Source organism: Fluviispira vulneris (assembly GCF_014281055.1).
Taxonomy (GTDB): domain Bacteria; phylum Bdellovibrionota_B; class Oligoflexia; order Silvanigrellales; family Silvanigrellaceae; genus Silvanigrella; species Silvanigrella vulneris.
Window position 1 is genome coordinate 17,218 of record NZ_JACRSE010000002.1, and the last position, 26,210, is coordinate 43,427.

The 26,210-nt window shown below is 33.5% G+C and carries 30 protein-coding genes; 17 read left to right on the forward strand and 13 right to left on the reverse strand.

Going from position 1 to position 26,210, the window contains the following annotated elements:
* Nucleotides 1-5: 5 nt before the first annotated feature.
* Nucleotides 6-1,115: a glycosyltransferase family 9 protein gene (locus tag H7355_RS03900; RefSeq protein ID WP_186645418.1), complete on the reverse strand. Its 1,110-nt coding sequence runs from the start codon at nt 1,113-1,115 to the stop codon at nt 6-8.
* Nucleotides 1,116-1,122: 7 nt separating this feature from the next.
* Complete coding sequence (locus H7355_RS03905; RefSeq protein ID WP_186645419.1) at nt 1,123-1,566, reverse strand: hypothetical protein; 444 nt, start codon at nt 1,564-1,566, stop codon at nt 1,123-1,125.
* 183 nt (nt 1,567-1,749) lie between these two features.
* Between H7355_RS03905 and H7355_RS03910 the strand changes: the two genes are divergently transcribed.
* Nucleotides 1,750-2,532, forward strand: a complete 783-nt coding sequence (locus H7355_RS03910) for a segregation and condensation protein A (protein WP_186645420.1) — start codon at nt 1,750-1,752, stop codon at nt 2,530-2,532.
* Here the strand turns inward: H7355_RS03910 and H7355_RS03915 are convergent.
* Nucleotides 2,501-3,559, reverse strand: coding sequence for a hypothetical protein (locus H7355_RS03915; RefSeq protein WP_186645421.1), 1,059 nt, complete (start codon nt 3,557-3,559; stop codon nt 2,501-2,503). The two genes, H7355_RS03910 and H7355_RS03915, sit on opposite strands and share 32 nt — an antisense overlap.
* Nucleotides 3,560-3,863: 304 nt before the next feature.
* Here H7355_RS03915 and rplM point away from each other — a divergent pair, with 304 nt between their 5' ends.
* Both rplM and rpsI read left to right on the forward strand, forming a co-directional pair.
* Entirely contained in the window at nt 3,864-4,307 is a 444-nt protein-coding gene (gene rplM, locus H7355_RS03920; protein WP_186645422.1) for a 50S ribosomal protein L13, read from the forward strand.
* Nucleotides 4,308-4,334: 27 nt separating this feature from the next.
* A complete protein-coding gene (gene rpsI, locus H7355_RS03925) occupies nt 4,335-4,730 on the forward strand; it encodes a 30S ribosomal protein S9 (protein ID WP_186645423.1) in 396 nt (131 codons plus the stop codon).
* A gap of 135 nt (nt 4,731-4,865) precedes the next feature.
* Here rpsI and H7355_RS03930 read toward each other — a convergent pair whose 3' ends face one another.
* On the reverse strand, nt 4,866-6,404 hold the full coding sequence (locus H7355_RS03930; RefSeq protein ID WP_186645424.1) for a leucyl aminopeptidase family protein: 1,539 nt from the start codon (nt 6,402-6,404) through the stop codon (nt 4,866-4,868).
* Between the two features lie 76 nt (nt 6,405-6,480).
* On the opposite strand from H7355_RS03930, the gene H7355_RS03935 reads away from it, so the two are divergent.
* Complete coding sequence (locus H7355_RS03935; RefSeq protein ID WP_186645425.1) at nt 6,481-7,362, forward strand: biosynthetic peptidoglycan transglycosylase; 882 nt, start codon at nt 6,481-6,483, stop codon at nt 7,360-7,362.
* Between the two features lie 180 nt (nt 7,363-7,542).
* Nucleotides 7,543-8,451: a transporter substrate-binding domain-containing protein gene (locus H7355_RS03940; RefSeq protein ID WP_186645426.1), complete on the forward strand. Its 909-nt coding sequence runs from the start codon at nt 7,543-7,545 to the stop codon at nt 8,449-8,451.
* A gap of 23 nt (nt 8,452-8,474) precedes the next feature.
* Here H7355_RS03940 and H7355_RS03945 read toward each other — a convergent pair whose 3' ends face one another.
* Nucleotides 8,475-9,230 (reverse strand): hypothetical protein, encoded by a 756-nt coding sequence (locus H7355_RS03945; protein WP_186645427.1) that lies wholly within the window; start codon nt 9,228-9,230, stop codon nt 8,475-8,477.
* Nucleotides 9,231-9,397: 167 nt separating this feature from the next.
* On the opposite strand from H7355_RS03945, the gene H7355_RS03950 reads away from it, so the two are divergent.
* The 6 genes from H7355_RS03950 (at nt 9,398) to H7355_RS03975 (ending at nt 13,445) form a co-directional block, all read left to right on the forward strand.
* The gene (locus H7355_RS03950) at nt 9,398-10,144 is read left to right on the forward strand and encodes a YheT family hydrolase (protein WP_186645428.1); all 747 of its coding nucleotides are present in this window, start codon (nt 9,398-9,400) and stop codon (nt 10,142-10,144) included.
* A complete protein-coding gene (locus tag H7355_RS03955) occupies nt 10,141-10,311 on the forward strand; it encodes a hypothetical protein (RefSeq protein ID WP_186645429.1) in 171 nt (56 codons plus the stop codon). Before H7355_RS03950 ends, H7355_RS03955 begins: the two co-directional genes overlap by 4 nt.
* Nucleotides 10,312-10,409: 98 nt before the next feature.
* Nucleotides 10,410-10,790 carry a GntR family transcriptional regulator gene (locus H7355_RS03960; protein WP_186645430.1) on the forward strand — a complete coding sequence of 127 codons (381 nt, stop codon included), beginning with the start codon at nt 10,410-10,412 and terminating at the stop codon, nt 10,788-10,790.
* Nucleotides 10,787-11,497, forward strand: a complete 711-nt coding sequence (locus tag H7355_RS03965; protein WP_186645431.1) for an ATP-binding cassette domain-containing protein — start codon at nt 10,787-10,789, stop codon at nt 11,495-11,497. The genes H7355_RS03960 and H7355_RS03965 overlap by 4 nt, the downstream gene beginning before the upstream one ends.
* Nucleotides 11,498-11,499: 2 nt before the next feature.
* Nucleotides 11,500-12,579 (forward strand): hypothetical protein, encoded by a 1,080-nt coding sequence (locus H7355_RS03970; RefSeq protein ID WP_186645432.1) that lies wholly within the window; start codon nt 11,500-11,502, stop codon nt 12,577-12,579.
* A 224-nt stretch (nt 12,580-12,803) separates the two neighbouring features.
* The gene (locus H7355_RS03975) at nt 12,804-13,445 is read left to right on the forward strand and encodes a hypothetical protein (RefSeq protein ID WP_186645433.1); all 642 of its coding nucleotides are present in this window, start codon (nt 12,804-12,806) and stop codon (nt 13,443-13,445) included.
* 103 nt (nt 13,446-13,548) lie between these two features.
* Here the strand turns inward: H7355_RS03975 and dnaK are convergent, their stop codons facing one another.
* Nucleotides 13,549-15,459: a molecular chaperone DnaK gene (gene dnaK, locus H7355_RS03980; protein ID WP_186645434.1), complete on the reverse strand. Its 1,911-nt coding sequence runs from the start codon at nt 15,457-15,459 to the stop codon at nt 13,549-13,551.
* Nucleotides 15,460-15,742: 283 nt separating this feature from the next.
* Between dnaK and H7355_RS03985 the strand changes: the two genes are divergently transcribed.
* The 4 genes from H7355_RS03985 to H7355_RS04000 are packed head-to-tail and all read left to right on the forward strand — an operon-like array spanning nt 15,743 to nt 19,365.
* The gene (locus H7355_RS03985; RefSeq protein WP_186645963.1) at nt 15,743-16,405 is read left to right on the forward strand and encodes a DedA family protein; all 663 of its coding nucleotides are present in this window, start codon (nt 15,743-15,745) and stop codon (nt 16,403-16,405) included.
* 27 nt (nt 16,406-16,432) lie between these two features.
* On the forward strand, nt 16,433-17,098 hold the full coding sequence (locus H7355_RS03990) for a site-2 protease family protein (RefSeq protein ID WP_186645435.1): 666 nt from the start codon (nt 16,433-16,435) through the stop codon (nt 17,096-17,098).
* A 16-nt stretch (nt 17,099-17,114) separates the two neighbouring features.
* A complete protein-coding gene (locus H7355_RS03995; protein ID WP_186645436.1) occupies nt 17,115-18,179 on the forward strand; it encodes a hypothetical protein in 1,065 nt (354 codons plus the stop codon).
* Nucleotides 18,172-19,365 carry a site-specific DNA-methyltransferase gene (locus H7355_RS04000; protein ID WP_186645437.1) on the forward strand — a complete coding sequence of 398 codons (1,194 nt, stop codon included), beginning with the start codon at nt 18,172-18,174 and terminating at the stop codon, nt 19,363-19,365. The genes H7355_RS03995 and H7355_RS04000 overlap by 8 nt, the downstream gene beginning before the upstream one ends.
* Before the next feature lie 28 nt (nt 19,366-19,393).
* Here the strand turns inward: H7355_RS04000 and H7355_RS04005 are convergent, their stop codons facing one another.
* Nucleotides 19,394-20,752, reverse strand: coding sequence for a response regulator (locus H7355_RS04005; RefSeq protein ID WP_186645438.1), 1,359 nt, complete (start codon nt 20,750-20,752; stop codon nt 19,394-19,396).
* Nucleotides 20,753-20,862: 110 nt separating this feature from the next.
* On the opposite strand from H7355_RS04005, the gene H7355_RS04010 reads away from it, so the two are divergent.
* Both H7355_RS04010 and H7355_RS04015 read left to right on the forward strand, forming a co-directional pair.
* Entirely contained in the window at nt 20,863-21,702 is an 840-nt protein-coding gene (locus tag H7355_RS04010; RefSeq protein WP_186645439.1) for a chemotaxis protein CheX, read from the forward strand.
* A gap of 221 nt (nt 21,703-21,923) precedes the next feature.
* Complete coding sequence (locus H7355_RS04015) at nt 21,924-22,412, forward strand: hypothetical protein (RefSeq protein WP_186645440.1); 489 nt, start codon at nt 21,924-21,926, stop codon at nt 22,410-22,412.
* 89 nt (nt 22,413-22,501) lie between these two features.
* On the opposite strand, the gene H7355_RS04020 is transcribed toward H7355_RS04015, so the two are convergent.
* The 6 genes from H7355_RS04020 to H7355_RS04045 form a co-directional block, all read right to left on the reverse strand.
* Entirely contained in the window at nt 22,502-23,128 is a 627-nt protein-coding gene (locus H7355_RS04020; RefSeq protein ID WP_186645441.1) for a hypothetical protein, read from the reverse strand.
* A gap of 33 nt (nt 23,129-23,161) precedes the next feature.
* Complete coding sequence (locus H7355_RS04025) at nt 23,162-23,563, reverse strand: radical SAM protein (RefSeq protein ID WP_186645442.1); 402 nt, start codon at nt 23,561-23,563, stop codon at nt 23,162-23,164.
* Nucleotides 23,564-23,578: 15 nt separating this feature from the next.
* Entirely contained in the window at nt 23,579-24,232 is a 654-nt protein-coding gene (locus tag H7355_RS04030) for a hypothetical protein (RefSeq protein ID WP_186645443.1), read from the reverse strand.
* An 89-nt stretch (nt 24,233-24,321) separates the two neighbouring features.
* Nucleotides 24,322-24,624 carry an Hpt domain-containing protein gene (locus tag H7355_RS04035; protein WP_186645444.1) on the reverse strand — a complete coding sequence of 101 codons (303 nt, stop codon included), beginning with the start codon at nt 24,622-24,624 and terminating at the stop codon, nt 24,322-24,324.
* Nucleotides 24,625-24,648: 24 nt separating this feature from the next.
* Nucleotides 24,649-25,053, reverse strand: a complete 405-nt coding sequence (locus H7355_RS04040; protein WP_186645445.1) for a response regulator — start codon at nt 25,051-25,053, stop codon at nt 24,649-24,651.
* 46 nt (nt 25,054-25,099) lie between these two features.
* On the reverse strand, nt 25,100-26,023 hold the full coding sequence (locus tag H7355_RS04045) for a flagellin N-terminal helical domain-containing protein (RefSeq protein ID WP_186645446.1): 924 nt from the start codon (nt 26,021-26,023) through the stop codon (nt 25,100-25,102).
* Nucleotides 26,024-26,210 lie beyond the last annotated feature (187 nt).

Genomic DNA, 26,210 nt, shown 5'->3' on the forward strand with positions numbered 1-26,210 from the left:
TATTTCTAAAAATAATTTTTCATTTTTTGCAAGACAGTTGTTGGAGAAATATCTTTAAGACATTTTAAATTTTTATAGTAGCAGTCAGATTTGCCGTGGCGTGTACATGGACTACAAGAAATATTTTCATACTCTAAAGTTATATTTTTAAATAATGGTACAAAACCAAAATTTGGAGATGTTGCTCCAAAAATGACTGTTGCAGGTCTTTTATAAATATCCGCAGCGTGTCCAGCAAAAGAATCATTTGAAATAATATAATTTGCATGTGCTATGAGATCGAGAGTTTCACCTAAACTTGTTTTGTTTACTAAATTTAGCACTCTTTTATTTTTGGGGTATGCTAAATATTCGCCAATAAATTCTTCACTTTTACCGCCACATATTATTATGTTATTATCGGAATGGCTAATAATCAGTTGAATTAATTCCCTGAAATTTTCCTTTGGCCACATTTTAATAAAGCCACTTGCGCCAGGGAAAATACAAATGTAATTTTTTAAAGGCAAGTGGAAATTCTTATTAAAACTCAGCAATGTGTAATCAAAATTATCGGGTTTTTTTATATTTACATTATCGATTTTTAATACTCGATTGACTAAATCATCTTGTAAATCGTGGATTCTTATAATTTCTTTTATTTTATTTCTTCTTTTTTGCTCAAATGAAAAATATGCAAGCACAATAAGAAATAGTCTGAAGAATGTTCTTTTTTCTACAAAAAAAGTATTTTCAAAAAATAGATGTAACTCTTTTTTAAGAAGTTTTTTTGCTCTTTTACTTCGTCTAGTTCTTTGTAGATCAATTATTATTCTATCTTTAATTGTCTTGATTGAATTTATTTTCTGACAAAAATGTTCTTTAATTAATATTTTAGAGTCATAATAGTATTTAATATCATTATCTTTGTCTATACAAATGTATGCATTTAAATCATGCATGCGTCGGGCGATCTCTTCGGTTGCCAAAGATGTTACCAGAATTGGAAAATAACCGTTTGCTTTTAGCTTTGTAATAACTCGGGAAGCGATGATAACATCACCGATTGCTGTCATTCTTGTGATATAAACTATTCGCTCAAATTGTATTGTTTCATTATTTGTCAATATGCTCATTTCAATTTCATTTTTTCATTGCGCTAAAAATAAAAAGGGCGGACCAAATTCCGATAGAAATAATATAGAGAATTCCCCCTAGTGCTGCAATAGCAGTAACAGGTGAGACAGTCCCATTAGAATTGGGATAAAAAGCTTGAAGCACAATTCCGAATCCAAAAATTGGTATACTCACTGTATTGATAATAATTAATAATTTTGCATTTTTTTGTGAAAAATATGTTCTTAAATGGTTGAGGGTAAGACCTATCAGAATAGTTGTTATTCCCATTAAATTCATATGCGCATGGGCTGATCTCAGTAGAGTTCTTTGCCAGCCGATCAACCAAGTGGGATCTGCATTGGTTGCACTCATTATTTCTATACGTGAACCAAGTATGCTACCAAAAACACTCCAAGCAAAAATCCAAAAAAATCCGAGACCAATTAATAGTAATTTTGTCCTTTGCAAAGTAAAACCTCGTTTGTGCATGTTGTGAGAATGCGCGGCATCTCAAAATCTAAAACCGACAAAATAATTTACTTTGTCCATAATGACTTTACATCTACGTCGACAGAAGTTTAAACCTCTATTACGATCATTTTGTAGCAAAATGATCAAAAACTAAAAACGTAATGTAACTGGTAGAAATCAATGCACCTTCGACTTGAAAACTTTGATGGCCCTCTCGATCTTCTCCTGCATCTTATAAAAGCTCAGGAACTTAACATATTTAACATTCCAATAGCTATTATAACTGAGCAGTATCTAAGTTTTCTTAAACAAGTGCCAGAGTTGGATTTTCATTCTGCGGGAGAGTATCTTGCAATGGCTGCTCAACTGATTGAAATTAAAGCTCATTTATTATTACCTGTGTTACAAAAGAACAATGAAAATCTGGAAAGCTTGGAACAAATTTCTGAAGAAGATCCACGCCGTGTACTCGTGGAACAGTTGCTTGAGTTCGAAGCCTTAAAAAAAGCTTCGGAAATTCTGGAATCTATGGGTACGGTTGCGGGAAATATATATCCTACGGCAGAATATAAGCGACGTGAAGATGAATTTTCTAATTTTGAGCATCCTATAAAAGGCAATCCTTTCGATCTAATTATTTCTTTAGAACGTGTGCTCTTAAAGTTTTCAAATACATCTCGTCCTAAAGTTGTTGTTAAAGCCCAAAAAATTACCATACAGCAAAAAATGGAAATTGTTAAAAAGCGTTTAGAAGAAGTTCAAATTATTTTTCTCCAAGATTTTCTTATGGAATGCATGTCTCGCTATGAACTTATTGTGGTTATAATGGCTGTTCTTGAATTGTGTAAAGCAAACCAAGTGAATATTTCTCAGGACAATTTATTTTCTCCAATTGAATTAACCAAAGGAGAAAAGTTTTATGATGAAAGCATTATTCTTCCAGAAATTGAAGCAACTTTGTAATATGAGTTCTAAATGCTACACTTAAAGGATATTCATTATCATTTAGGCGCATTTCTAACCTTGCTTTCACAATATTTTCTTTCGAAATAGAAGTATTTAACGAGTGAATCTCTTCATCGATCATTTCACGAAATTTTATTTGTCCAGTATTCATTTCACTCATTTTTTGTTCTAATTTTTTTATTTCTGAAATATTTTCATTTAATTTTGATAATTGAATGCTCAGCCTATTTGTATAAGAAGAATTCTCTTGTTCTTTGTTAAGATGTTCTTCAGATTTTTCAATGTTTTTATTGTTTTTTAAAATAAGTTTAATAAGTCTTAATATAAAATGTGTTTTGTTATATACATCCCCAATAGTCATTGTAAAAATATCTTCTTTTAATGAGATAAGTGAGCTAATTATTTTATTGTCTTTCTTATTTGAAATGTAACTAAAAGAGTATAGAGAGCTTTCGATGTACGATATAATTTGATAAAAGGCTTTTCGAATATACTCTTCTTCCCAGAAATTGAGGGGAGCATGCAAATCTTCTTTTTTACAGGTTTTCTGTTTTTCTAATCGCGTGAGAAATTGAATGAGTTTCTCTTCAAATGGTAAGATCTCTGCTTGCAATTTTTTCTTATTATCGAGGAGAGAAAAAGCCCTCGAAATCTTTAAGGGTAGGCTCGGTTTGTCTGAAATTCTATTTAGATTTAACTTTGTTTTTTCTATAAGATTTTTTTTGATCTTATCTATGATTTCATTCGCTTCATAATACAGATTTCTAAGCATCGATAATGCTAAAAATTGGCGTGCGACAGGTGTGCCTTGATAAAAATCAAACTGCTCAATTAAGTTATCTATTTGATATTCTTGAGTATTGCTTGCTATGAGCTCTTCGGCATGGATAAAATCGATGAATTGAGTTTCACCACTTTCAATCAAGCTATATGAGGCTTTGACAATAAATTTTATGCACTCTAAATAGGGAAGAGCCGTTATTTCTTGATTTATTAAGATAAATGAATTTTCATTGTTGACCACAAGCAAAGTTCCCGATATAAAGCCCCTCTGCATGTTTTTTTTTTGCAGGGCTGTGTGAATGAAAAAGCGTTTCGCTTCATTCTACATCCAATGCGGGGTTGTGTCACTCCTTCTGCAGGAACTCCACACCTATTGGAGAAGTGGCATGAGTGATTTTTATTTCTCTATGATATCAGTGAATTGCGTTGAGATAACGCCCCATTTGTTGAGAACTACGAGGAAAAGATGAACGCTCGCAAGTAAAATTGTAATTAATTGAATTTACAGGGTAAATTCATTATTTTTGTTAAGTGGAGTTCTTTATATGAAAACTTATTCTGCCAAAGCTTCTGAAATTCAGAAGAAATGGTTCATTGTCGATGCTGAAGGTAAAACTCTTGGGCGTCTTGCAACACAAATCGCTTATGTTTTACGTGGTAAGCACAAGCCAACATTCACTCCGCACATGGATATGGGCGACAATGTTGTTGTTATTAATGCCGCTAAAGTTAAGCTTTCTGCAAACAAAGAGCTTACTAAGCTTTATCATCGCCACACAGGTTTCTTTGGTGGGTTGAAAACTCAAACTGCTGCTGAAATCCGTGCAACTCAACCTGAGCGTTTGTTAGAACTTGCAGTTAAAGGTATGCTTCCCCACAATCGTTTGGGTGATGAATGCTATCGCCATCTAAAAGTTTATGCTGGTGCTGAGCATCCACATGTTTCACAAAAACCAGAAGCTTTACCTGAGCGTACAATTAAAAACTAACAAACGATTAAATGAGGTAGCCCTAAAATGGCAGTTAAATATATTTCTGGCGTAGGCAAACGTAAAACTTCTATAGCCCGCGTTTATTTGGTTAAAGATGGCAAAGGTGCTATCACTATTAACCACCGTAGTCTTGAAGATTATTTTAAGCGTCCAACTTCCCGCATGGTTGTTGAACAAGCTTTAAACTTAACACAAACTCTTGGTAAGGTTGACATCCGCGTAACTGTTGTTGGCGGCGGTCTATCTGGACAAGCTGGCGCAATCCGTCACGGTATCACCAATGCTCTGTTAAACTTAAACCCAGAATTCCGTTCTGTGCTTAAGTCTTCTGGGCTTATCACTCGTGATGCGCGTATCAAAGAACGTAAATTATATGGTTTACGCTCTGCTCGTGCACGCTTCCAATTCTCCAAGCGTTAAAAAAGAACCGATTTTTCGGATTCAAAAAAAGAGTGCAAGTTATCGACTTGCACTCTTTTTTTTATTTAAAGAAACAAGGTCGCACTCTCCCTCCTTTAGGGGTGAGTGATTCGCATTGATTTCTGGTGAAAAATATTAAGAATTGAGTCCAGATATTTTTTTTGCAATTTGTACTGATAATTGAATGCCAAAGCCTGAGCTGCCTTTTTGTGTGTAACCTATGGCTTGGTTTTTATCAGAAACTCCAGCAATATCTATATGTGCGAAAGGAACATCTTCGGTAAATTCTTTTAAAAATGCCGCTGCAACCATACTGCCAGCACCACCTGAATTTTTTCCTAAGTTAACAAGATCTGTTATGCTGCCTTTATTGTCATCTGCAATCTCTTCCCAAACAGGAAGTGGATAAGCTCTTTCACCCGTTTCTTCAGAGGCTTTTATAACAATCTGTTCAAGCTCTTTATCAAAGGCAAAAACACCCGCTCCAACATGGCCAAGAGCACCGATCATGGCACCTGTTAAAGTTGAATATTCTACGATATAATCTGGTTTTAAATCTTTAGCTGCATAATGAAGAGCATCGCTTAAAACAAGGCGACCTTCAGCGTCGGTATTGAGAACTTCAATGGTTTTTCCGGAATATCCAGTAATGATGTCGCCAACTCTAAAAGCCAACGCATCCACCATATTTTCACAAAGCGCACCAACAGCATAGACATGTACGGGTAATTTTTGTTGAGCTATTGCAAGGATAGAACTTAAAGTCACTGCAGAGCCAGACATATCATACTTCATTCCTTCTTGGTGAACTGATGGGGTTTTTAATGAATAACCACCCGTATCCACAGTTAAACCTTTGCCCACAAAGGCAATAGTTTTGCTAAATTTTTCGGGTTTATACTCAATAACAACGAATTGTGGTTCAAGTGCACTGCCTCCTGCAACAGCGAGCATGGCATTGAATCCCATTTCTTTGAGCTTTTGAGCGCCCCAAATTTGGACGTTTAAATTCAGTTTTTTTGCTTGTTCTGCAATGTTTTCAGCAATGTATTTTGGAGTAGCGATATTTGGTGCCCCGTCTTGAAGCAGTCGGCAAGTATTCACAGAATTATTTATAATCTCAGTAAGATTGAGTTCTTCTTGGCAGCCCGATATATTTGAAATATATGTTACTTGAAGAGGTTTTTCGATTTCAGTCATTGCCTGTGCTGTGGCATTGGTATTTGGGTATTTATACATACCTAAATTGAATCCAGCATGCACTTGTGCAATAAGTTCTTTAGAATTTATGAGTTTTGAAAATGGTAAAAATACGACTTGTTGGGTTTTGAGTGTAAGTGCAATTTCAGCTGATTTAATCCCGATTTGACGCGCTCTTGAGGGCTTAATATCTTGCTTTTTACCAGCACCAATAAGAACAACTCTCTTGCTTATTTTTGAATTATCAGAAATTGACACAGTGGATTGCAGCCATTTCCCTTCAAAATCACCAAATGATATCAATTTTTGAATGACTCCATTAAACTGCGAGTCTAGGGTTGTGAGTTCTGAAGAATGAATTGCTCCCTTTTCGATATCTGTTTCGTCTATTACGATAATCGCAAGGTCAGCATTGCTATTTTCAATGTGAGATTTTGAAATAAATTCGAGTGGTTTAATTTTAGGTAGTGACATAAAAGAACCTCATCTAATAGTTAAAAGACTGCAATTTTATATTGCTTTAATCACTTAATCTTAGCAAGGAATTAGAATGAAAGTTTTTTCTATATCATTTTGGTTTATTAAACTTCCATTATTTTGTTTCGTTGCTTTTATTCTTTGGTTTATTCCATGGGTTTTTTTATTATACTCTGGATTATTGATTTATTTTCCTTATGAGAGTGATGGAAAATCAAGATATATTCGTATCACAGGTCCTGTCGTTGGTGTCTTTTCCCCGCACTCTTGGAGTACATACGATGATATCCCTAAAGCATGTAAAGCAGCTTTGATTGCTGCTGAGGACAATCGTTTTTACCAACACAATGGAGTGGATTTTGAAAGTTTAAAAGCGAGTTTTATTACAAATCAGAAAATTGGGAAAAAAAAGCGAGGCGGAAGTACAATAACTCAACAACTTGTTAAAAATGCATTTCTCTCGCGTAAAAAAAGTTACTTACGTAAATCGAGGGAAATCATTGGTGCGTTTATTTTAGATGGCATTATGCTAAAAGATCAGCAACTTGAATGGTATTTCAATGTTGTGGAATTCGGCCCAAATATTTATGGTCTCGAAAATGCAGCACAAAAATATTTTAAGACTGAAGCTCATAAGCTTACACCATCTCAATGCATTTCGCTTGTTGCAATTATTCCATCACCTAAAAAATGGAATCAAAGTTTGGTGACACAAAAACCGACCTTGTTTTTTTTACAAAGATATAAAAAAATCTTAAATACAATTCAAAAAATGGGTATACTAAATAACAAGGATCTTGTCATAGCTCGAAATTATAAAGCTATAAATGGCAAAGTGCAATCGGACATAGCTTTGCCAGACAAAGTAAAACTTCCTGATAATACTGAAAAAGAAAGTGAAAGTATCGATGATTTTGATGACATTGATGATTATGAAAATTCAGTAAATTATTGAATTATAAAATTTTAGCTGGATATTTGAAATTACTATCATAAAAACAAGATCTTATTTTGTAGCACTTGACCAGTTTGCACTGCTTATGTATTAAGATCCAAGTTTGAGTAGAGAATATTTAAATTCGTTTATATTCTGGTCTCGTCCGCTTGGTAATGGATTATTAAAAGAGGAAATGAAATGAAATTAGGTTTTAGACAGTTCTTTTTGCATACCTTTTCCCTGCTTACTCTTATCCCTTCAATGAGTTCATTTGCCTCAACTGAAAAAAGTTCTACTCCAAAAGTAGCTCAAGCAAATAATAATCAAGCGGTTTCGAATAAAATATCTGAAAAAGATCAAATTGATAAAAGTCTAAAAAAAGTTCAAGATGAAAAAGTCCTCAAAGTTTGCTCGGATGCTGGTTTTCTCCCATTTGAAATGAAAACGAAAACAGGTGAGTGGACAGGTTTTGATATAGATATGATGAAACATTTTTCAAAATCATTGAATGTCGAATTAAAAATGATTCAAATCAGTTTTGACGGTATTATTCCAGCATTAATTTCAGGTAAATGTGATCTTATCGCTGCCGGTATGACGGTTACACCAGAAAGAGAAAAAATCGTTGCATTTAGTGACTCAACTTTTATCAACGGTCTGAGTATTGCACTTAAAAATACAGAAGATAATAAATCATCTTATAAAAGCCTTGAAGATTTAGATATAGAAGAAAATAATATTGCTGTTAAAACAGGATACACAAGCGATATTTATCTATCAAAAACTTTGAAAAAAGCAAGAATTTTAAGATTTGATCAAGACTCTGATCTCGTTCTGGCAGTTGCACAAGGAAGAGCAAAAGCATTTGTTACAGACACAACATATGTTAATTTAATGGATAAAGATAAACAAAATAAATTTATAATATTACCTACCAAAATTGTTTCTGATAGCTTTTCAATTGCAGCAAAAAAATCTAGCAAAGAGTTAATCAGCTCCTTTAACGAGTTTTTAAAGACATGGAGAGAAAGCGGCGGTTATGCACGGGCGGAAAAATTTTATTTTCAAGATCAGCTCTGGAGATCCCAAGTTCTTGGGTCCAAGTAGATTTTAATTAATATCTTTCTCGTTTATATCCTTGCTCTAGAGAACGAAGTTTTACATTCTGGGGCGTTAAAAAGTGAATTAAATGGTATAGATTTTCTTTCGCCAAAATAGGGCACGAATTTTTGTGACCAATGATACCATTCTCTTTCGCTAAATTGCCAAGAATAGTATTTATAAATAAGCAGCTCATACAAGTTTTTTAACAGTTCATATGTTTTTTTAAAAGATTTATCCAATTTAATCCCTTGGGGAAGATTTGTATCACCTGAGTACGGATCGATATAAATCTTTATTATGTCAAGATTCCGTGTACTCGTAAAGTTTATAAGTTGAGATTCGAAAATAATATCTATTCTATCTCTGTAACGATTATTTAATGATGAAAGACGGCCAAAACTGAGGGTGATTCCTTCATACGCTTTATCAACTTCTGTACGATCGTGATAAAATAGAAATCCTTGGGCTCTTGGATCATGCAGAATGTCTCTTATAAAAAATTCAGAGTTGTCATCAAAAAAATGTGTATTTTGTAATAAAACTGTTCTAAATAAAGTTAATATGTCGAAATCTATATTTGTATACCAACGAAAACTTTCAAAAGTACATAAATTAATTTTATTCCATGGACGAGACCAACCCATTTTTCTTTTTATTCTATATTCTTCAAATTTTTGCATTAGAGAAGAAATTATATAATTTGGTATATTTTTACAAGTTAATATTTCATAGGTGTATTTATAATTTGATTCAGAATTTATATCTGGGACACAATTCAACATATTTCCCTCGCATTTATTTTGCAATATTGATATATTAATTTGAGTTGAGAAATAACTATAGCGTCATAGCTTTGTCATTCTTTCTGGGCATATTTATTGATATAAGGTTTTCATACTTGCAGAAATATAATAACAAAATCTCATCAAATTTTAAACCTATTTGGTGGATGAAAAATCGACATTTACAGACTTTATTTCCTGCTCTTTCTCCGTGTCAAAAAAAACTTTTCTTAAAACGTGAAACCATTTATTTGCCAGATCAGGATTTTATTGAAGTTGACTGGACAGTAAATAAACAGGAAGATAAACCGCTCGTTATACTTTTACATGGACTAGAAGGCTCATCGAATTCTTCATACATAAGACGTACAATGCAGAAAGCGATTGACTCTGGTTTTCGCGCTGTATGTATGCATTTTAGAGGGTGTTCAGGCGTACAAAATAAAATGAGAAGAGTTTATCACGCAGGAGAAACTGAAGATCTTAATTTCTTTATAAATTATTTAAAACAAAAGGAAAAAATAAAATCGCAAGTATTTATTGTCGGATTTTCTTTAGGTGGTAATGTTTTATTGAAATGGCTATCTGAAAATAATGAAAATAATTTTATTTCATCAGCAGTGGCTGTTTCTGTTCCTTTTGAATTGGAAAATTCTGCGCAGAAAATGAACAATGGTTTTTCAAGAATATACCAATGGTGGTTATTGAAAAGTTTAAAAAATAATTTACTCAAAAACGATCGCTATAAAGATTTTAATTTAACTAAAAACGAAATCGTCGCCATTAAAAATTTTTGGGAATTTGATGACAAAATAACTGCACGTATTCATGGATTTAAGGGAGCTCAAGACAATATTTATCTCTTATCAAACATAAAACACTTATCATTCATTCTCTGGACGATCCATTTATGAGTGCGGCTTGTGTACCTCATTTATCCGAATTATCTCAGTCTATTCAATTGGAATTAACAACTTATGGTGGTCATGTTGGTTTTATTTCTTGGCATTCTCTTTTAATTCCAATGTATTGGCTTGAACCAAGAATAATTCAGTTTTTTCTTGCTCAAATTAAAAATTAATATGAGTGTTTATTTTTAGATGAGCTAACTTGCTTTTGTTGCCCAAGAGTTGTACTTCTATAGAGATGTATATCACCTTTAGTGGAGTGCGCTTAAAAATGAGGCTTCAAGTAAATCCGCATTCTTCAATTCCTCTCTATGCCCAAATTGTCGAGCAAATGAGAAATCAAATTCTCTCCGGCACCATTCATGCTGGCACTGCTTTGCCTTCTGTTCGTGAAATTTCAGAAATGATTGAAGTAAATTCATTGACAATACAAAAAGCTCTTAAAATATTAGAAGTTGAAAAGTTTATTGTCATTCGTCGTGGTGTGGGTGCTTTTGTTTCAGAAAATATTAGTTCTCTCAATCAAAATCAAAAAGAAGAACTGCTTAAACCAGGTTTAATGAATATTGTATCTCATGCTCGTGAGTTAGGTGTTGAACAGGACAGATTTCAAGCACTCGTAGAGGAATGTTGGAGTGGACAAGAATTATGATCGAAGTAAATAATTTAAAGCTATATGGCAAAACTCAAAATTTAAGACTTGAGATTCCTCAACTCAAATTCCACTCGCCGGGTATTACGGCTCTAGTTGGACACAATGGAGCAGGAAAATCATCTCTGTTGCGATTGATGGCAGGTTTGGATAAACCAGATCTTGGCTCAGTTATTTATTTGGCAAAAGATATCTTTAAGCATTTTGAATTATTGAAAGATAAAATTCACCTAATTTCTTGGAACCTTGAACTCTATCAAGGGCTCACAACTGCAGATCATCTTAAATTAATCAAGTCACTAGCGGAAAATTGGAATTGTGAAATTGAAAATGCTCTCTTAAGAGATCTCGCAGTACCTGCTCATAAGCGTATTGATAAACTCTCTCGTGGTGAGCAAGTGCGTTTTCGCTTGTTATTAAGTTTGCCAAGAATGCCGATGGTGATTCTATTAGATGAAGTGACTAATGAATTAGACACCGATTCCAGAAGAACTATTTTTAAGAAGTTGGATGCATATTCTTATGAGACAGGTGCTCAAGTTGTTGTTGCTACGAATATGATCGAAGATATTGAAAGATATGCAACAGATATTATCCTTTTAAAAAAAGGAAAAGTTATTCTTCAAAGTGCACTGGATGCAATTAAAGAGGAGCATAAAACAAGCTTTGAAGAAATAATGCGAATTTATGAAAGAAAGGATTGTTAAACGTGATTGCAACATTCATGTTTCTGTTTAAACAGTATTGGTCTTTTTTTCTGTTATGTTTAGTTGGCACTGTTGCGGGAATATATTTTGGTGGAATATGGTCTTTTCTTCCATTTATTTTTCTTATTTTATTTTTCTATGAATGGAATATCGCACCCAAAAAGGAACGTACTTGGAGCTTTATAGAGTCTCTCCCATTAACGTTTAATAAAAGATATTTTATTAGAGTGATTGTTCCTTTCATTTTAAGCGTGTTTATAATTTTTCTGATTACTTTTTTTAAGAAAAATGTAGAGAATGATTATATCAGTAGTTTAGCAGATGCAACACGTATTTCTTCATTATTTGTTTTGAGTTCTATTTTGGCAAGGAGTTTATCAGGATTTATTGCTTGGATTATTTTTCTTTATCTTTCATCATATTTTTTAGCAAACTATATATGTTATGAATTCGTTATTTTTATTTTAAGTCTCTCCTTTGCTTATTATTCTATGTCTGAAAAACGAGCATCAAAACTGAAAACTATAGTTTTACCTTTAGTTTTATCGATTTCTATACTTGTAACAGGTAATTTTTTTAGATTAAATATATATGAGCTTGGTCTATCTATACCATTTAAAAGTATGCAGCTTACAATGGCTAAAAAACTGTTAAAAGAAAGGGCTTTTGTAGGTAAAAGTGTTTCTATAGAATGGTTAGGAAATAGAAATGATTTATTTTCAGAACCAATGAGAATTATTATTCCTTCTTTTTATAATGATAAATTGCTTGAAAAAATGGAAAACGTTATTTTACATGAAAATCATTGTTCTGATCTTTGTAGATCACTTGCGGAATCTGTGTCAAATTATTCCAAAAATTGGAATCTAGAACGGCTTGAAAAATATTTAAATTCTGATCGAGTGACCGAACAGATTTATGCTTTACGTATAGTTGAAGGCTCTCCGCAAGTTATTTATATCAGTCGCATTCTTCAATTAGCAAAAAGCTCAGATAATGAAGTCAGTTCTTTGGCAATTGATATTTTAAGGAATTGGGGTGATATAGATTTTTATCAGATTCCAAACAATCCAATTTTTTAGAATTTTAAAAGTATATCTCTTAAATTAATCTATTTTATAGTGTCTTAGCAATTGATAAAATGGTTCAACTGGAAAAAGAGTTATTATCTGGACTTTTATTAAGACTGCATTGACAACAAATACATTATAATAATTTAAAATTTAAACAAAATAATTATTTATTTTGTTTAAATTTTAAATTATTGTATATCTAATCGATGAAAAGTAGTGGAGAGTGTTTACTTATGTCAATATGCTTAAAGTTCATTGTTTTTTTATCTCCTCTTTTTATTCTTAGTTCTTGTCTAAGTTCGTTAACTTTAAACGAAACTGGACGAACAGTTGGAAAAGGCAATCATGAGATTTCGATTGCTACAGGTGTTCCTTATGTTTATGCGATAAAATGGAATTACGGTTTAACTGAAAATTTTGATTTTGGTCTAAAACTAGAGTCACTAACTCAAAGTTTGAGATTGAAGTATGCCCTTATTCAAGGGAATAGCGTAGGATCAGGTGCTTTGGCGATTGCGGGTGGTGCCGGTATAGGAGATGGAGGAAAAGCTCAGCATTATTATGGTGACGTTATAGGAAGTGTATTAGGTGACAGTTGGGAACCTTATGTTGCGGCTCGGGCAGGTTATGTGCATGCGGAATCTACTTTTCAAGACTCTGATAGTATTCATACATTCATTTTCAGTTCTTTGAATGATATACTGACTGGGCGTACTTCTTATGGTTACGGTCAAGCTTTTTTAGGCACCCGTCTCTGGATATCGAAAACAACTTTTCTATCCTTAGAAGGTTCATACTTATTTCCTATTGTGGAAGGAAAAATACAAAATGAAGGTGGCTATACCGCAGGAATAGCTTTGGGCTTTCGTTTTTAATTATTTAATTTTGAAGAACATTGTATAAAACTTAGAGCATTTTTTTTAAAAAAGCCCTCCTAAATGTAAATTTAGGAGGGCTTGTTCTATTATTTGAATCCAATTATGAATTGGATTCAAACTCTGCATCAACAACTCCGTCTTTATTTTTGGAGTTATTTTGTTTGTTCGTAGCATCTTCTGCTGTCTGTGCGCCGCCAGGTTGTGCACCTGTATTTTTATACATCTCTTCAGCAAGTTTGTGAGCTTTTGCTTCAAGCGAGGTAATTGCAGCTTCGAGAGCAGCTTTGTCTTCGCTCTTTGTTTCGAGAACAGAGCGTGCGCTTGCAAGTTCTGTTTCAAGCGATGACTTCATTTCTGCAGGAAGTTTGTCACCATTTTCACGGAGATTCTTCTCTGTTTGGAAAATAATGCTGTCAAGCTTGTTACGTACGTCGATTGTTTCACGACGTGCTTTGTCTTCAGCAGCATGACGCTCTGCTTCTTCCATCATGCGCTTGATATCAGCTTCAGAAAGACCGCCCGAGTTTGTCACAGTGATTTTTTGCTCTTTACCTGTGCCAAGGTCTTTTGCGGAAACATTCAGAATACCGTTTGCATCGATATCGAAAGTCACTTCGATTTGTGGAACGCCACGTGGTGCAGAAGGAATTTCAGATAAGTTGAAGCGGCCAAGTGAGCGGTTGTCACGTGCCATTTCGCGTTCACCTTGGAAAACACCAATTTCAACGCTTGTTTGGTTGTCTGCAGCCGTAGAGAAAATTTGGCTTGCACGCTTTGGAATAGTGCTATTGCGTTCAATAAGCTTTGTAAATACGCCACCTAAAGTTTCAATTCCGAGGCTGAGTGGAGTCACGTCGAGTAGGAGAACGTCTTTCACTTCTCCACCGAGAACACCTGCTTGAACAGCTGCTCCCACTGCAACAACTTCGTCAGGGTTCACAGAGCGGTTTGGTTCTTTTTTAAAGAATGCTTTTACTTTTTCGCCAACCAAAGGAATACGAGTGGATCCACCGACCATAACAACTTCGTCAATTTGATCGATGCTGAGGTTTGCGTCACGCAAAGCGCTGCGGCAAGGCTCAATAGTTTTGTCAATAATATCCATGATCATTTGTTCAAACTGAGAGCGCATAAGGCTCACAGCCAAATGCTTAGGGCCTGTTTGGTCAGCAGTCAAATAAGGAAGATTGATATCAACTTTAGTTTGGCTAGAGAGTTCAATCTTAGCTTTTTCAGCCGCTTCTTTTAAGCGTTGCATAGCCATAGGGTCTTTGGAGACGTCCATGGATGTTTGTTTTTTGAATTCAGCGACGAGAAAGTCGATGAGGCGTTCATCCACGTTGTCACCACCAAGGTGTGTGTCACCGTTTGTAGAAAGAACTTCAACAACGTTGTCCCCAACTTCGAGTACAGATACGTCGAATGTACCACCACCAAAGTCATAAACAGCAATTTTTTGGTTTGTTTTCTTGTCAAGACCATATGCAAGAGCCGCTGCAGTTGGTTCGTTGATAATACGAAGAACTTCGAGTCCTGCGATTTTACCAGCATCTTTAGTTGCTTGTCTTTGTGAGTCATTAAAGTAAGCAGGAACAGTGATCACAGCTTTTGTTACTGCTTGGCCAAGATAGCTTTCTGCTGCTTCTTTTAATTTTTGCAGAACCTTTGCAGAAATTTCTGGAGGAGCCATGTCTTTGCCACCAATTTCAAATAAGATCTTATCACTTGGACCTTTTTTTACAGTGTATGGCATTTTGTTGGCTTCTTCTGTGCGCTCTGCATAGTGACTGCCGATAAAGCGTTTTGCAGAGTAAATAGTATTGCGTGGGTTTGTCACGGCTTGGTTACGTGCAGCACGGCCTACAATAAATTCACCATCTCGTGTATATGCTACAACAGAGGGAGTGGTACGCTCACCTTCTTGATTAGCAATTACGATGGGTTTGCCGTTTTCCATAACTGCAACAACTGAGTTGGTTGTACCTAAGTCAATACCAATAATTTTACTCATACTAAAAACCTCCGAGGTAAGGAAATGAAAATTAAGCCTTTTTTATTGAAATAGAATTAAGAAAAGAAATTAGTATTTTTAGCCACTTGTTGACAAGCTAAAAACACAGGCTGCATTTCTTTTCCTGCTTGCGAGGAACATAAGCACCGATTTTATTGTGTCAACACAGAAAGTCAGAAATCTATTTTGAATGCTTGAGTATATGTTTGCGTGCTTAGCCAGTATCAGTTAAATGGGGATATGCTGAGTTAATTTTTTTTTAAACAGTTTTGGAGTTGCCGTGTTGTTAGATAGCCTAATCGAATTTTTTACAACTTATGGTTATATCGCTGTATTTGGTGTTCTTTTGCTTTGTGGATTTGGCCTTCCTATTCCAGAAGATATTACCTTAGTTGCGGGTGGCGTTATCTCCTCTGTGGCCTGCGTTGTAGATGGAACATTTATGCAGGCTCTTCAATCCTGTCATCAGGTGCATTTAATGTTTGCGGTTTCCATGGCAGGAGTGTTGATCGGTGATAGTACTATGTTTTTTTTAGGGTATATATTTGGCAATAAACTTTTAAAAGTAAAGTTTTTTGCTCGTATCGTGACACAAGAACGTTATAATTGGACGCAAGTAAAATTTGAAAAATATGGTTTTTGGTTTATTTTTGCAGCACGTTTTATGCCAGGACTCCGCTCACCCATTTTTGTTGTTACTGGAATTACCCGCAAGGTTTCATATATTAAATTTATTTTAACAGATGGACTTGCTGCCCTTATCAGTGTGCCTCTTTGGGTCTATTTAGGTTTTTGGGGGCAAAGGCAATTGAGTGGTTCAACAGAAATTGAGCATTATGTTAAAAAAGGACAGATGGGTATTATTACCATTATTGGAATTGCCATTTTAAGTCTAATTATAATCTGGTACATAAAGAAAAAAATAAAAGAAAAAACAAATATATAATTTTTTTAAAAAATAGGTGAAAATAAAATGGGATCTATTTCAGAGTCTACAATAGCATTTGGTGTTCTAAAATATTTAGGATTTTTAATTGCTATCATATCGAGTCAAGCCGCTATTGCTATTATGGCAAGAAGAAGAGGCGATAATTCAATGCAAACAAGTTCTATGGCGACCCTTAATCCTGTCCCCCATATTGATCCTTTAGGAACAGTGATATTTCCCATAATAACTATATTAATGAATTCACCTATTGTTTTTGGATGGCCAAAAAGATTTAACATCGATACACGTTCCTTTAGAAACATTAAAAAAGATATAAATATTATTTATTTGTCTGGAATAGGTATGAACTTTCTTATTGCAATTATTTGTATGCTGTTGCTGCGTTTTAGTGGAATGGGAGTAATATTACCAACGAATTTATTAGATTTCACAAAACTAGAATTACAAATTGGCTTAATCGTTTCATTAATCGGAATATCAAATATAACAATTGGGGCTTTATCACTTTTGCCGATGCCAGGTCTGCCTGGTTGGAATATTCTTATCAATAATTTACCATACAAATCAGCGAATGCAGTAAGTAACAATGCAAATATGATATCGATTGCAGGGTTATTGCTGATTGTATTTGGCGCATTAAATTTCTTTTTTAAATTTTTCTTTTATTTATTTATATTAGGAACTAATTGATAATGGTAATAAAATAATGGCAAACGATAAAATCTATACGATCTACAGTCACTCCGATGCAGATGGGGGTATAGCGGCCGCATTATTTTCAAAATTTTTAAACGATAAATATACAAAATATGGTTGGTATATAAATGTGCAACCTGTCAATCACGTGTCGAGTTTAGGTGAGTGGAGTTTAAATGAAATCAAATGGCCCTGCTCAATCTTAGATTTTACTTTGCATCCATCGTTACTTAGCGAAAGATTTTTCACTCAAAAATTTGTTTTAGAAAAGAGTGGAGAGTCTAAAAAATCTATTCCAGATTGTTATTGGGTCGATCATCATCCTACAGGCTCGAGTTTTCCATTTTTAACGGAACAAAATACCGCAGATATTCTACCAAATGTTATTACGAAATGGGATACGTCGGCAATTAGTACACCTGGCCTTTTGCGCACACATCAACATGAATTAGAGCTGCCAGCAAAACTTATAAGAGAATATGAAGAATTTATCGATTTTGCAGAAATTATCGATGGTGCTCTTTACGCAACTTGTGAGGCTGCTCATGATTACTCATCAACAGCTGTAAAATTACAAGTTTTATTTAATCCAAGTCATCCGGCAATTCATAACGAAACGCTTTATAAAAGAATTGTTAAGCAGATTACTAAAAGTTCTTCGATAGAAGAGTTATTTGATTCTGATTCTCTATATCCAGCAATATTTAGCTTTGAAGAGCAAATATTCAATAAACAACTCCGACTTTATAAAAAAAATACGAAGCTCAAAGGAAAAGTTGCATTTGCGAATTTCAGTGACAGTCGTGAATTTTCAGGGATGGGACGTTTTGTGCCATATATGATCTTTGCTGAAGCTCAATATGCATTGCATATCATGCCGAGCTTTAACAAAGGATATTCTTCACTATCTTGTGGAATAAATCCATGGAATAAACCTGCTGATGCCTCTAAGCATTTAGGCAATTATTTTGCCAAGAATTTTTCTGGAGGAGGTCATGCTTTTGTGGCAGGAGGTAAAGTCATGAATCATGAATTTGCCAAAATAGAGCAATTATTAGAGTTTTTAAATGAATGACTTTTTTTGGGATGTTTATTCTAATAAAAAAGTCATTTTGAGTGATGTATTAAATTCAGTTATAATTGGCGATAATCTTTTAGTCTTAGAAAAATTAAATAAATATTACACAAATAAAATCAAGCTTATTTATATCGATCCTCCTTATAATACGAAAAAAAAATTTGTTTACAATGATAATTTTGGCAGCCATCAGCAATGGTCGCAGATGATGAAATTGCGCCTTGAAATTGCCTATGATTTATTAAAAGAGGATGGTTTTATTTTTATCAGTATAGATGACAATGAAGTTCATTATTTACGTTTTCTTATGGATAGTATTTTTGGAGAAGAAAACTTCAGAAACTGTATAGTCGTTCCAAGGGGAGTAAAAAATGTTCAGTCTCAGTTTTCTTCTTCACAAAGAATTGCTGTTGGGCATGAATATCTTTTATTTTATAGCAAAAATAAAAATGTCAAAATTAAAAAATTTGAATTTGATCGCAAAGAGTTAAGAAAAGGGATTTGGAATAATCATTGGCGAGGTACAGAACGACCTAATTTGCGCTATGAATTATTTGGGATTATTCCTACAAAAGGGCAATGGCGTTGGAGTCAAGAGCGTAGCGAAAATGCAATAGAAAATTATCAAAATATGTTTCAGGATCTAAAAAGAATATTTAATAATTTAATAATGGATGATTTATTTGCAAAACAAGAATTAATTGATAACTGGTACTTTGAAAATTCTTCACATGGCAAGAAAATTGATTTATTGCGCTTAAATAAAAACAATAAACCAGAACATTATATTTCTCCCTCATTTAAAAGGATGGGAAATGACGTATGGTTTGATATTAAATGCTCCGGAAGTCATGATCTCAGAAAAATAATTCCTGAGGCTCACTTTGATATGCCAAAGCCAGTTGAACTTATAAAAAGAATTATAAACATGATCACTGATCCTCAGAAAAACGATATCATCCTCGATTTCTTTGCGGGTTCAGGGACAACTGGCCAAGCTGTATTGGAGCAAAACATGCAGGACAATGGCAATCGAAAAGTTATTTTAGTTCAGCTTTTTAAAAAAATTGAAGGTCTTTCCCAACACGAAATACATACTTTAGCAGAGCTTGCTTATAAAAGACTTGATCTTTTTATTAAGAAAAATAGTTTAAATTGTCCTGTTCAGCTTTTGCAGTCTTAAGTTTTTTGTTAATTAAATATAAGAAGATTCAAGTCCCAAAGGTAATAAACTCTTCTTCACCGGCAGGAGAGGGAGTAGGTGGTTCAGGTGCTTTTACTTCTTCAAATCCACCCATGATGAAATCCATTTGCGAACCTGTCAATAAATATTTTTCTTTGCTTGCAGGTGGTGGTACTTCCTGTGGCTTTGGTGCCTGTGTAGGATCTCCCTTAGCTTCTTTTTGCAATCTATCTAAAAGTTTTTGGGGTTTTGTATATTCTTTTGGAGATTTTTCCATTGCTTTTTTTGCAAAATCTAAGGCTTTAGGGCTATCTCCTAATTTTGAATAAGCGAGGGCAATATTATATAATAATAAATGTTCTCTTTCTTGATCATCTAAAACTTTTATTGCATTTTTATATAAGGTAACGCCTTCTCCATATTTGCCAGCTTTAACTAAAAGTATTCCTTTATTATTGAAAAAGCTTGCTAGTTCTACGCCTTTTTTAAGGTTTGCAAGAACTTTTTTACTTTCTTCAGTTTTTCCTTGGGTTGCGAGCGCACGACCTAGACCATAGGTTGCTCGTTCGTCATTTGGATTTAATTTTAAAACGGAACTAAAGTTTTCTTCTGCTTTATCGGCTTCCCCTGATCCTAAATGCAGTTCGCCAATCACAAGCAATCGATCAATATTATGTGGACTGTATACTTTTGCTTTTTCAAGAACTTTCATAGCATCGTCAAAACGATTTGTTTTAATATATACTTTCGACATTAAATTAAGAGCCATGATATGATTTTGATCAATTTTAAGAACTTTATTTAAAAACTCTTCCGCTTTTTTTATTTGTTGTGCCCTTAATAAAAGTTCTGCATACAAAGTCAAATAGCGAAGTGATTTTGGATCTTGTTTGATTCTTGGTAAAATAAGATCTTCTGCTTGTTTATATTTCTTATCGATAAGAGCATTATTAAATTGAGTTTGAAAATTTTTATCACTATTGGGATTTTTATGTTGCTCACCTAATTCTTCGAGGCGCGCAATAAATGCTTTTTCTGCAATTGGTTTAGCTACAGTTTCAAAAAAACTAAACTCAGAAAGTATTGCTTTATCTTCTCTGCCAATACTCCCAACTAATGGAACACAAAATGTCTCTCTTACTTTTTTTTCTGGATGAGTTTTTATATATTGAACAAGGGCTATGCCTGAGAAAATTGGCATGCGGACATCGACGATCACTAAATCAAAAGACTCTTGTGACTCTTCTAATTCCTTCAGTGCTTTATCAGCGCTTAAAAAAGTTCTGTAATTTTTAATTCCTAATTTAACAAATATTTTTTCAACTTGTGAAAGAATATCTGGATCGTCATCGACAACCATAATATGACTAAATGCAGATTGTGTCATTTTCTCCTCCGTCCGATCCTTTAGATTTTATCATAATCGCTCGATATCCCTTTATGTCAGTTAATTGCTACCAATGCATGCTAAATTCAGACAGAAAGAACGAAGGGATAATGTCAAGCCAAAACCCCTTAGAAAAAAAGTTAGATAGATATTATGAAGATATTATGAGTAAAATCATGGAAATTTTGCAAACACAAAAAGATCTTCTGGGGGAAGAGAAGGACTTAAAAAAGGATGTTGCTAAATTAAAGGAACATGTATTAGAAATTAAAACTAATATACAAGCAATTGAAGCAAAATTATCAAGTAAATCTTCTGGTATAAGTGGTGGATCTCCTCAACCTCATCCACCTTTAGGAGCTTCGACAGTAAGTGCAGCGACACTTTCATCTGTAGCTTCCTCAAATCAGGCCCAGCAATCGGGTGCACATCTACCTGCTTCCTCAAAAAGTTTAAAAGATTTTTTAGCTCAGGAATTTGCAATATTTGATGTAAAAGTTTTAAATGCCTTTATAAAATCAACAAAAGAAGTAATTAAAACAAATACAAAAAATGATCCAACTTTTTTGAAACCAGTGATCGAAGCTGGTATGGCTCTACCAATCGTAATTGCAGGAAAAATGCCTCTATCACGTGATAAAGGAAAGGGAGCAATGGCATTTAGTATGGCTCTTGAAGCTGCACAAGCAATCACAAAGGCTGTTTTTATGATGCCAGAGGATGGTAAGGTGACAGATGCGGATATTAAAGACGTAACAAGTGAAATCTGCAATCAAATTTGTGGAAAGTCAAAATTAACTTTAAAAAATGAAGGATATAGTTTTGAAATTGGCCTTCCAGAGATTCATCAAGGAAATCCAACAGAGTTATTAGCAAAACTTGGGCATCCCAAAGTAGCTTTGCATTTTGAGTATTTAAAGAAACCATTTTTTGTCTTTTTTTGGGGATAGATTATTTTATTATATACATTAATAATAATTATATATATTTAACTGTTGTAATATATTTAAAATTTAGGTGTATATAAAATTTGAATTAAGAAGTTTTGTTACAGTAAAGTTAAAATAAATTTATTTAAGATTACCAGAAAAATAATATATCGAATCCTTGATAATATAAATTTAAATGCTAGATTAATTTTGTCTCGTCTCTATTATAAAAGGAAATATTCATGAAATTAAAGTGTTCTTTGCTATTGCTTTCAGCTATTTCAAGTACTGTTTATGCAAAAACTTATAATCTAGATACAGTTATTAGTAAAGATAATATTAGTCAAATTATTTCTGCTATGACTAAAACTTTTGAAAAAGGCGAAGTTGATCCGACATTTCCAGTCGGAATTTCTGGGACATATGAATTAGATGAGCAAAATCGTTTGGTCGCGATAAATGTTGAACATGCTGTGTTTAAAATGGTTAATATACCTCTCGTAGGCACTTATCAAACTGATGTATCCATCTCGGGTAAAATTTCTGCAGGCAATTGTGGTAAAATTGAGCAAGTAACTCATAAGGTCAATTCTGGAATACCAGAAGCTATTAATGCTCGATTTAGTGAGAGAGTTAAAGTTCAAGGAGCTAAAGCTCTTGAGCTTGGTATTGAAAATTCAGGATTGAAAAAATATTGTGTAACTCCTAAGTACGATTTATATTTCTATTAAAAATAAATAATCAAAAAAAGTATACGGAGACGAGGCAAATTAAAGATCAAAGTATTTTCTTTGATCTTTTTCTATTTGTAATATCTTATTTATATAAATTGAGTATTATTATAATTTTTTGAAAAATTATCATTGAGTTCACTTTCAAAGATTTTATAACTCAGAATTTCTAAAAATCTATCCAAAATATAATTCTCATTTTCAATAGCTGCTTGGGCTAAAACTTTTTTAGACTCTATATTGTTGTATAAAAATAAGCATGTTTCACATGGGTGAGTTGATGATAAAGGTAATTCGATATTTAGATTTATTTTTCTACATGCTTCAAGCACTGCTTCTGGTCCATCGGTATGAATCCACATTTTAATCAGGTCATCAGGAGTTGTTTTTAGCAAATCAATAAGCGATTTATTATGTAAACTTCCAATTTTCATCTCTTTGATTTTTTCTAAGTGAAGACCACAGCAAGAACTCAGATCCAGATCGGGCGTGACAGTCAAAACGTTTAAGACAGTATTGCAGCGCGTTTTATTTTGCTCTAAAAATCGTGATCGACTCGATGGATGTGAAATCTCTTTGACTCCATCTGATTTTATCCAGACGTTTCTTTGAATAATAATTTTTTTATCCTCAATAAAGCTTTTAATATCAGGATCTGCAAAGAATATATTATTATTAAGTTCATATGATTCATTGCATATTTCAATATTCACCACAGTTAATATATCATTTCTAACAGCAGCTTTAACTCAATTTATAATTCTTTCAATTTTTACATATTTCTGGTGAAAATCGCCCGTACTAAAATTTATTTCATTTAATCCACAGTTTTTTAAATCCGTCAGTTTTTTTTCTGCTGCTGCCTGTGAGTAAGCCCAGTAACCATTTGTGATGCATCGAGTGCGAAAACCTAGAGAATGTGCTTGGAAAACTCTGTCATCAAGTTCCTTCCCGAGGGTAAAACACTCACCACCGGTAAAACAAATCAATTTTAGAGTCGGAATGTGTGTTGCTTCGTCTATGAGGCTTTTTAGGTTTTCCTTGGGAATTCTTTTCGTAATTTTAGGATTGCAAGCAAAGCAACAATGTTCGCAGGCTGCAGTGCAATGATGAGTTGTTATCAATGAAAGAGTTGTGGGAAGTATAAGCATATTTATTCTTTTATTTTATATGATAAAAGCAGCTAAAACGACAAAGACTTCGGCAGCAACAACTGCATTCGTAACACCAGCTACATTGGAAACAGCTACGGCATTGGCGATGGCAACTGCATTGGCATAGGCTTCAGCATTCACTGCTGCGTTTGTATTTGCTGAATTGCTGTACAGAAGTATTTGATTGGTAGGTGAACCTTGGTTTTTAATTTTTGCAAGAGTTGGTTTGTCTCTAGATATAAGTGAGAAAGTATTGTAAAAATTTGGATATGTTTTGTTTATGTATGATTTCAACTCATTTGAATCAGCAACTAATTCTTTATAATCATCTGAGTTTTTATCTATGTTTTTTTGCTTTAATGTTTTTTCATCTTGTGAAATAATTTGCATTCTTCTGTGAATTCTCGACGCAATCTCTATAAAATATTGGTCTTTCGACATATTTAATAGTTCTTTATTGTTTTTTTCGATATCATAATTTTTGCCATTTTTGTTCTTCATATCTTTCAAGAAATTAATGTAATTCGTTATTTTATTTGCGCTGTTTTCTTGAGGCTTGACTAAAATTTTATCGGATTTCTCATTTGCATTATTTTGGGCAAATGTTGAATTTGCTGAAATCAAAGTTAAAAAAGTTAATATTTTTTTTAGATTTGATCTTTTCATAGATATTTACCTCAGAATTACTTTATAGTATATAACAATAAAATGAGCATAAATTTCGACAGAAAATTGACATTTATTAGAGATTATAATTATTCGAATTTTATTTCAACATTTGCAATATAATTTTCTATTTTTTCAATTGATTTTAAAATATTTGCTTCTTTTTTTATCTTTGCAGATTCTTCAATTTTCTTTCCTAACTCACTTAACTCCATAAAACCATAGGAACCACAAGTGCCTTTCAATTTATGTCCTAGAGATTCTATAAGGGAAAAATCTCCATCTTCTAATGCTTTACGTATCATTACGATATCGCTTTTTCGTTTAATAAGAAATTCAGGGATTATTTCTTCGAAGTCCTTATCTAAAACAAGCGAGTGTTTTTTCCCCATATTTTCCATCCATTCTTTTGAAAATTATGAACCTAGATATTTTTTAATTTCGCTTAGAAAATCATTTTTTTTAATTGGCTTTGTTATATGCGCATTGCAACCTGCCTTCAAAGTTTCCCCTCCGCGTTCTTGTAAATCATTTGCAGTGAGTGCAATAATTGGAATTGCAGTTCTTTTTTCCTCAATTTCCCATTTGCGAATGGTACGGGTCGCTATGAGGCCATCCATGATCGGCATTTGCACATCCATTAAGATGAGATCATATTTTTTTATTTTTATTTTTTCAAATGCTATCTCACCATTTTGAGCAAATTCATATTTATAAATTGATTTCTTGAGATAAATAGACATAAGTAGACGATTCTCTTCGTTATCATCTACTATTAGAATTGTTTTCTCTATTTTATTTGCAAGATTCTCTTCATCCATAATATCCTGCTTTAAGAGTAAATTGTTAGGATGAATTATATTTAAATCATCCTAACAAGCGGATTGCGAGTGCTGGTGTTTGATTCGTTTGTGCGAGAACGGCAACACCAGATTGTTTCAGTATGGATGTTTGTGCGAGTTTTGCTGTTTCTTCTGCAAAATCCGTGTCTCTAATGCGGCTGTTACTTGCAGCATTGTTTTCAGCTTGAATACTCAACTGATTGATTGTGGAATTGAGACGACTTTGAATTGCGCCCATTGTTGCACGATAACCTGAAACTTTTGTTATCGCGTCATCGATGACACTTATAGATCTTTGTGAATGATCTTTTGTATTCACACTTGATTTTTCATCTTCTTCAGATGTACCAAGATTAAGTCCTTCTTCATCAACCGTTGCATTTACATTACTTAAGTCAATGCGGATGATATCAGTTGGATTGATTTGATCTTTACCATCAATACTTTCAAAAAAGTTTTTACCAACTTGAACTTCGAGTGGGTATTCATTTGATCTCTTTTTAATTTCATCAGGAACATTGTCCTGATTACCTACGAGCAAAAGTGTTCCGTTAAATTCTGTGGTTTTTGAAATTCGTGTGATTTCATCTTTTAGTTGTGAAAATTCTTTATTTAGGAATCCTCTTTCAATATTACCAATCGTATCACTTGCACCTTGTACAGAAAGTTCACGCAAACGACTCAATATATTTCCTATTTCATTCAAACCACCTTCTGCAGTTTGAATTAAAGAAACACCGTCACTTGCATTTCGTCTAGCCATAACAAGCCCGCGATAGTCAGCTTTTAATTTTTCACTAATTGCGAGTCCAGCAGCGTCATCAGAGGCTTTGTTAATTCTAAAACCTGAAGACAGTTTTTCCATTGCAAGATTATTCATATCATTGCTAATATTTAAGTTACGTTGTGCATTTAGAGACTGTACGTTAGTTGCAATGCGGAAACCCATAGTTTTTAACCTCCTGACTATGAACCTTGATCCTGCTGCGCAAAAAAATCTTTAATTTTTTCTTATGCAGGATGCAATTATTTTGACTGCATCAAATTTGCATTCCTTTAATCGAATTAAAGTTGATTCACTTTAGGAATTATTATTTAAAAAAATAAATAATATGTTTATGTAGAAAATTATGCGC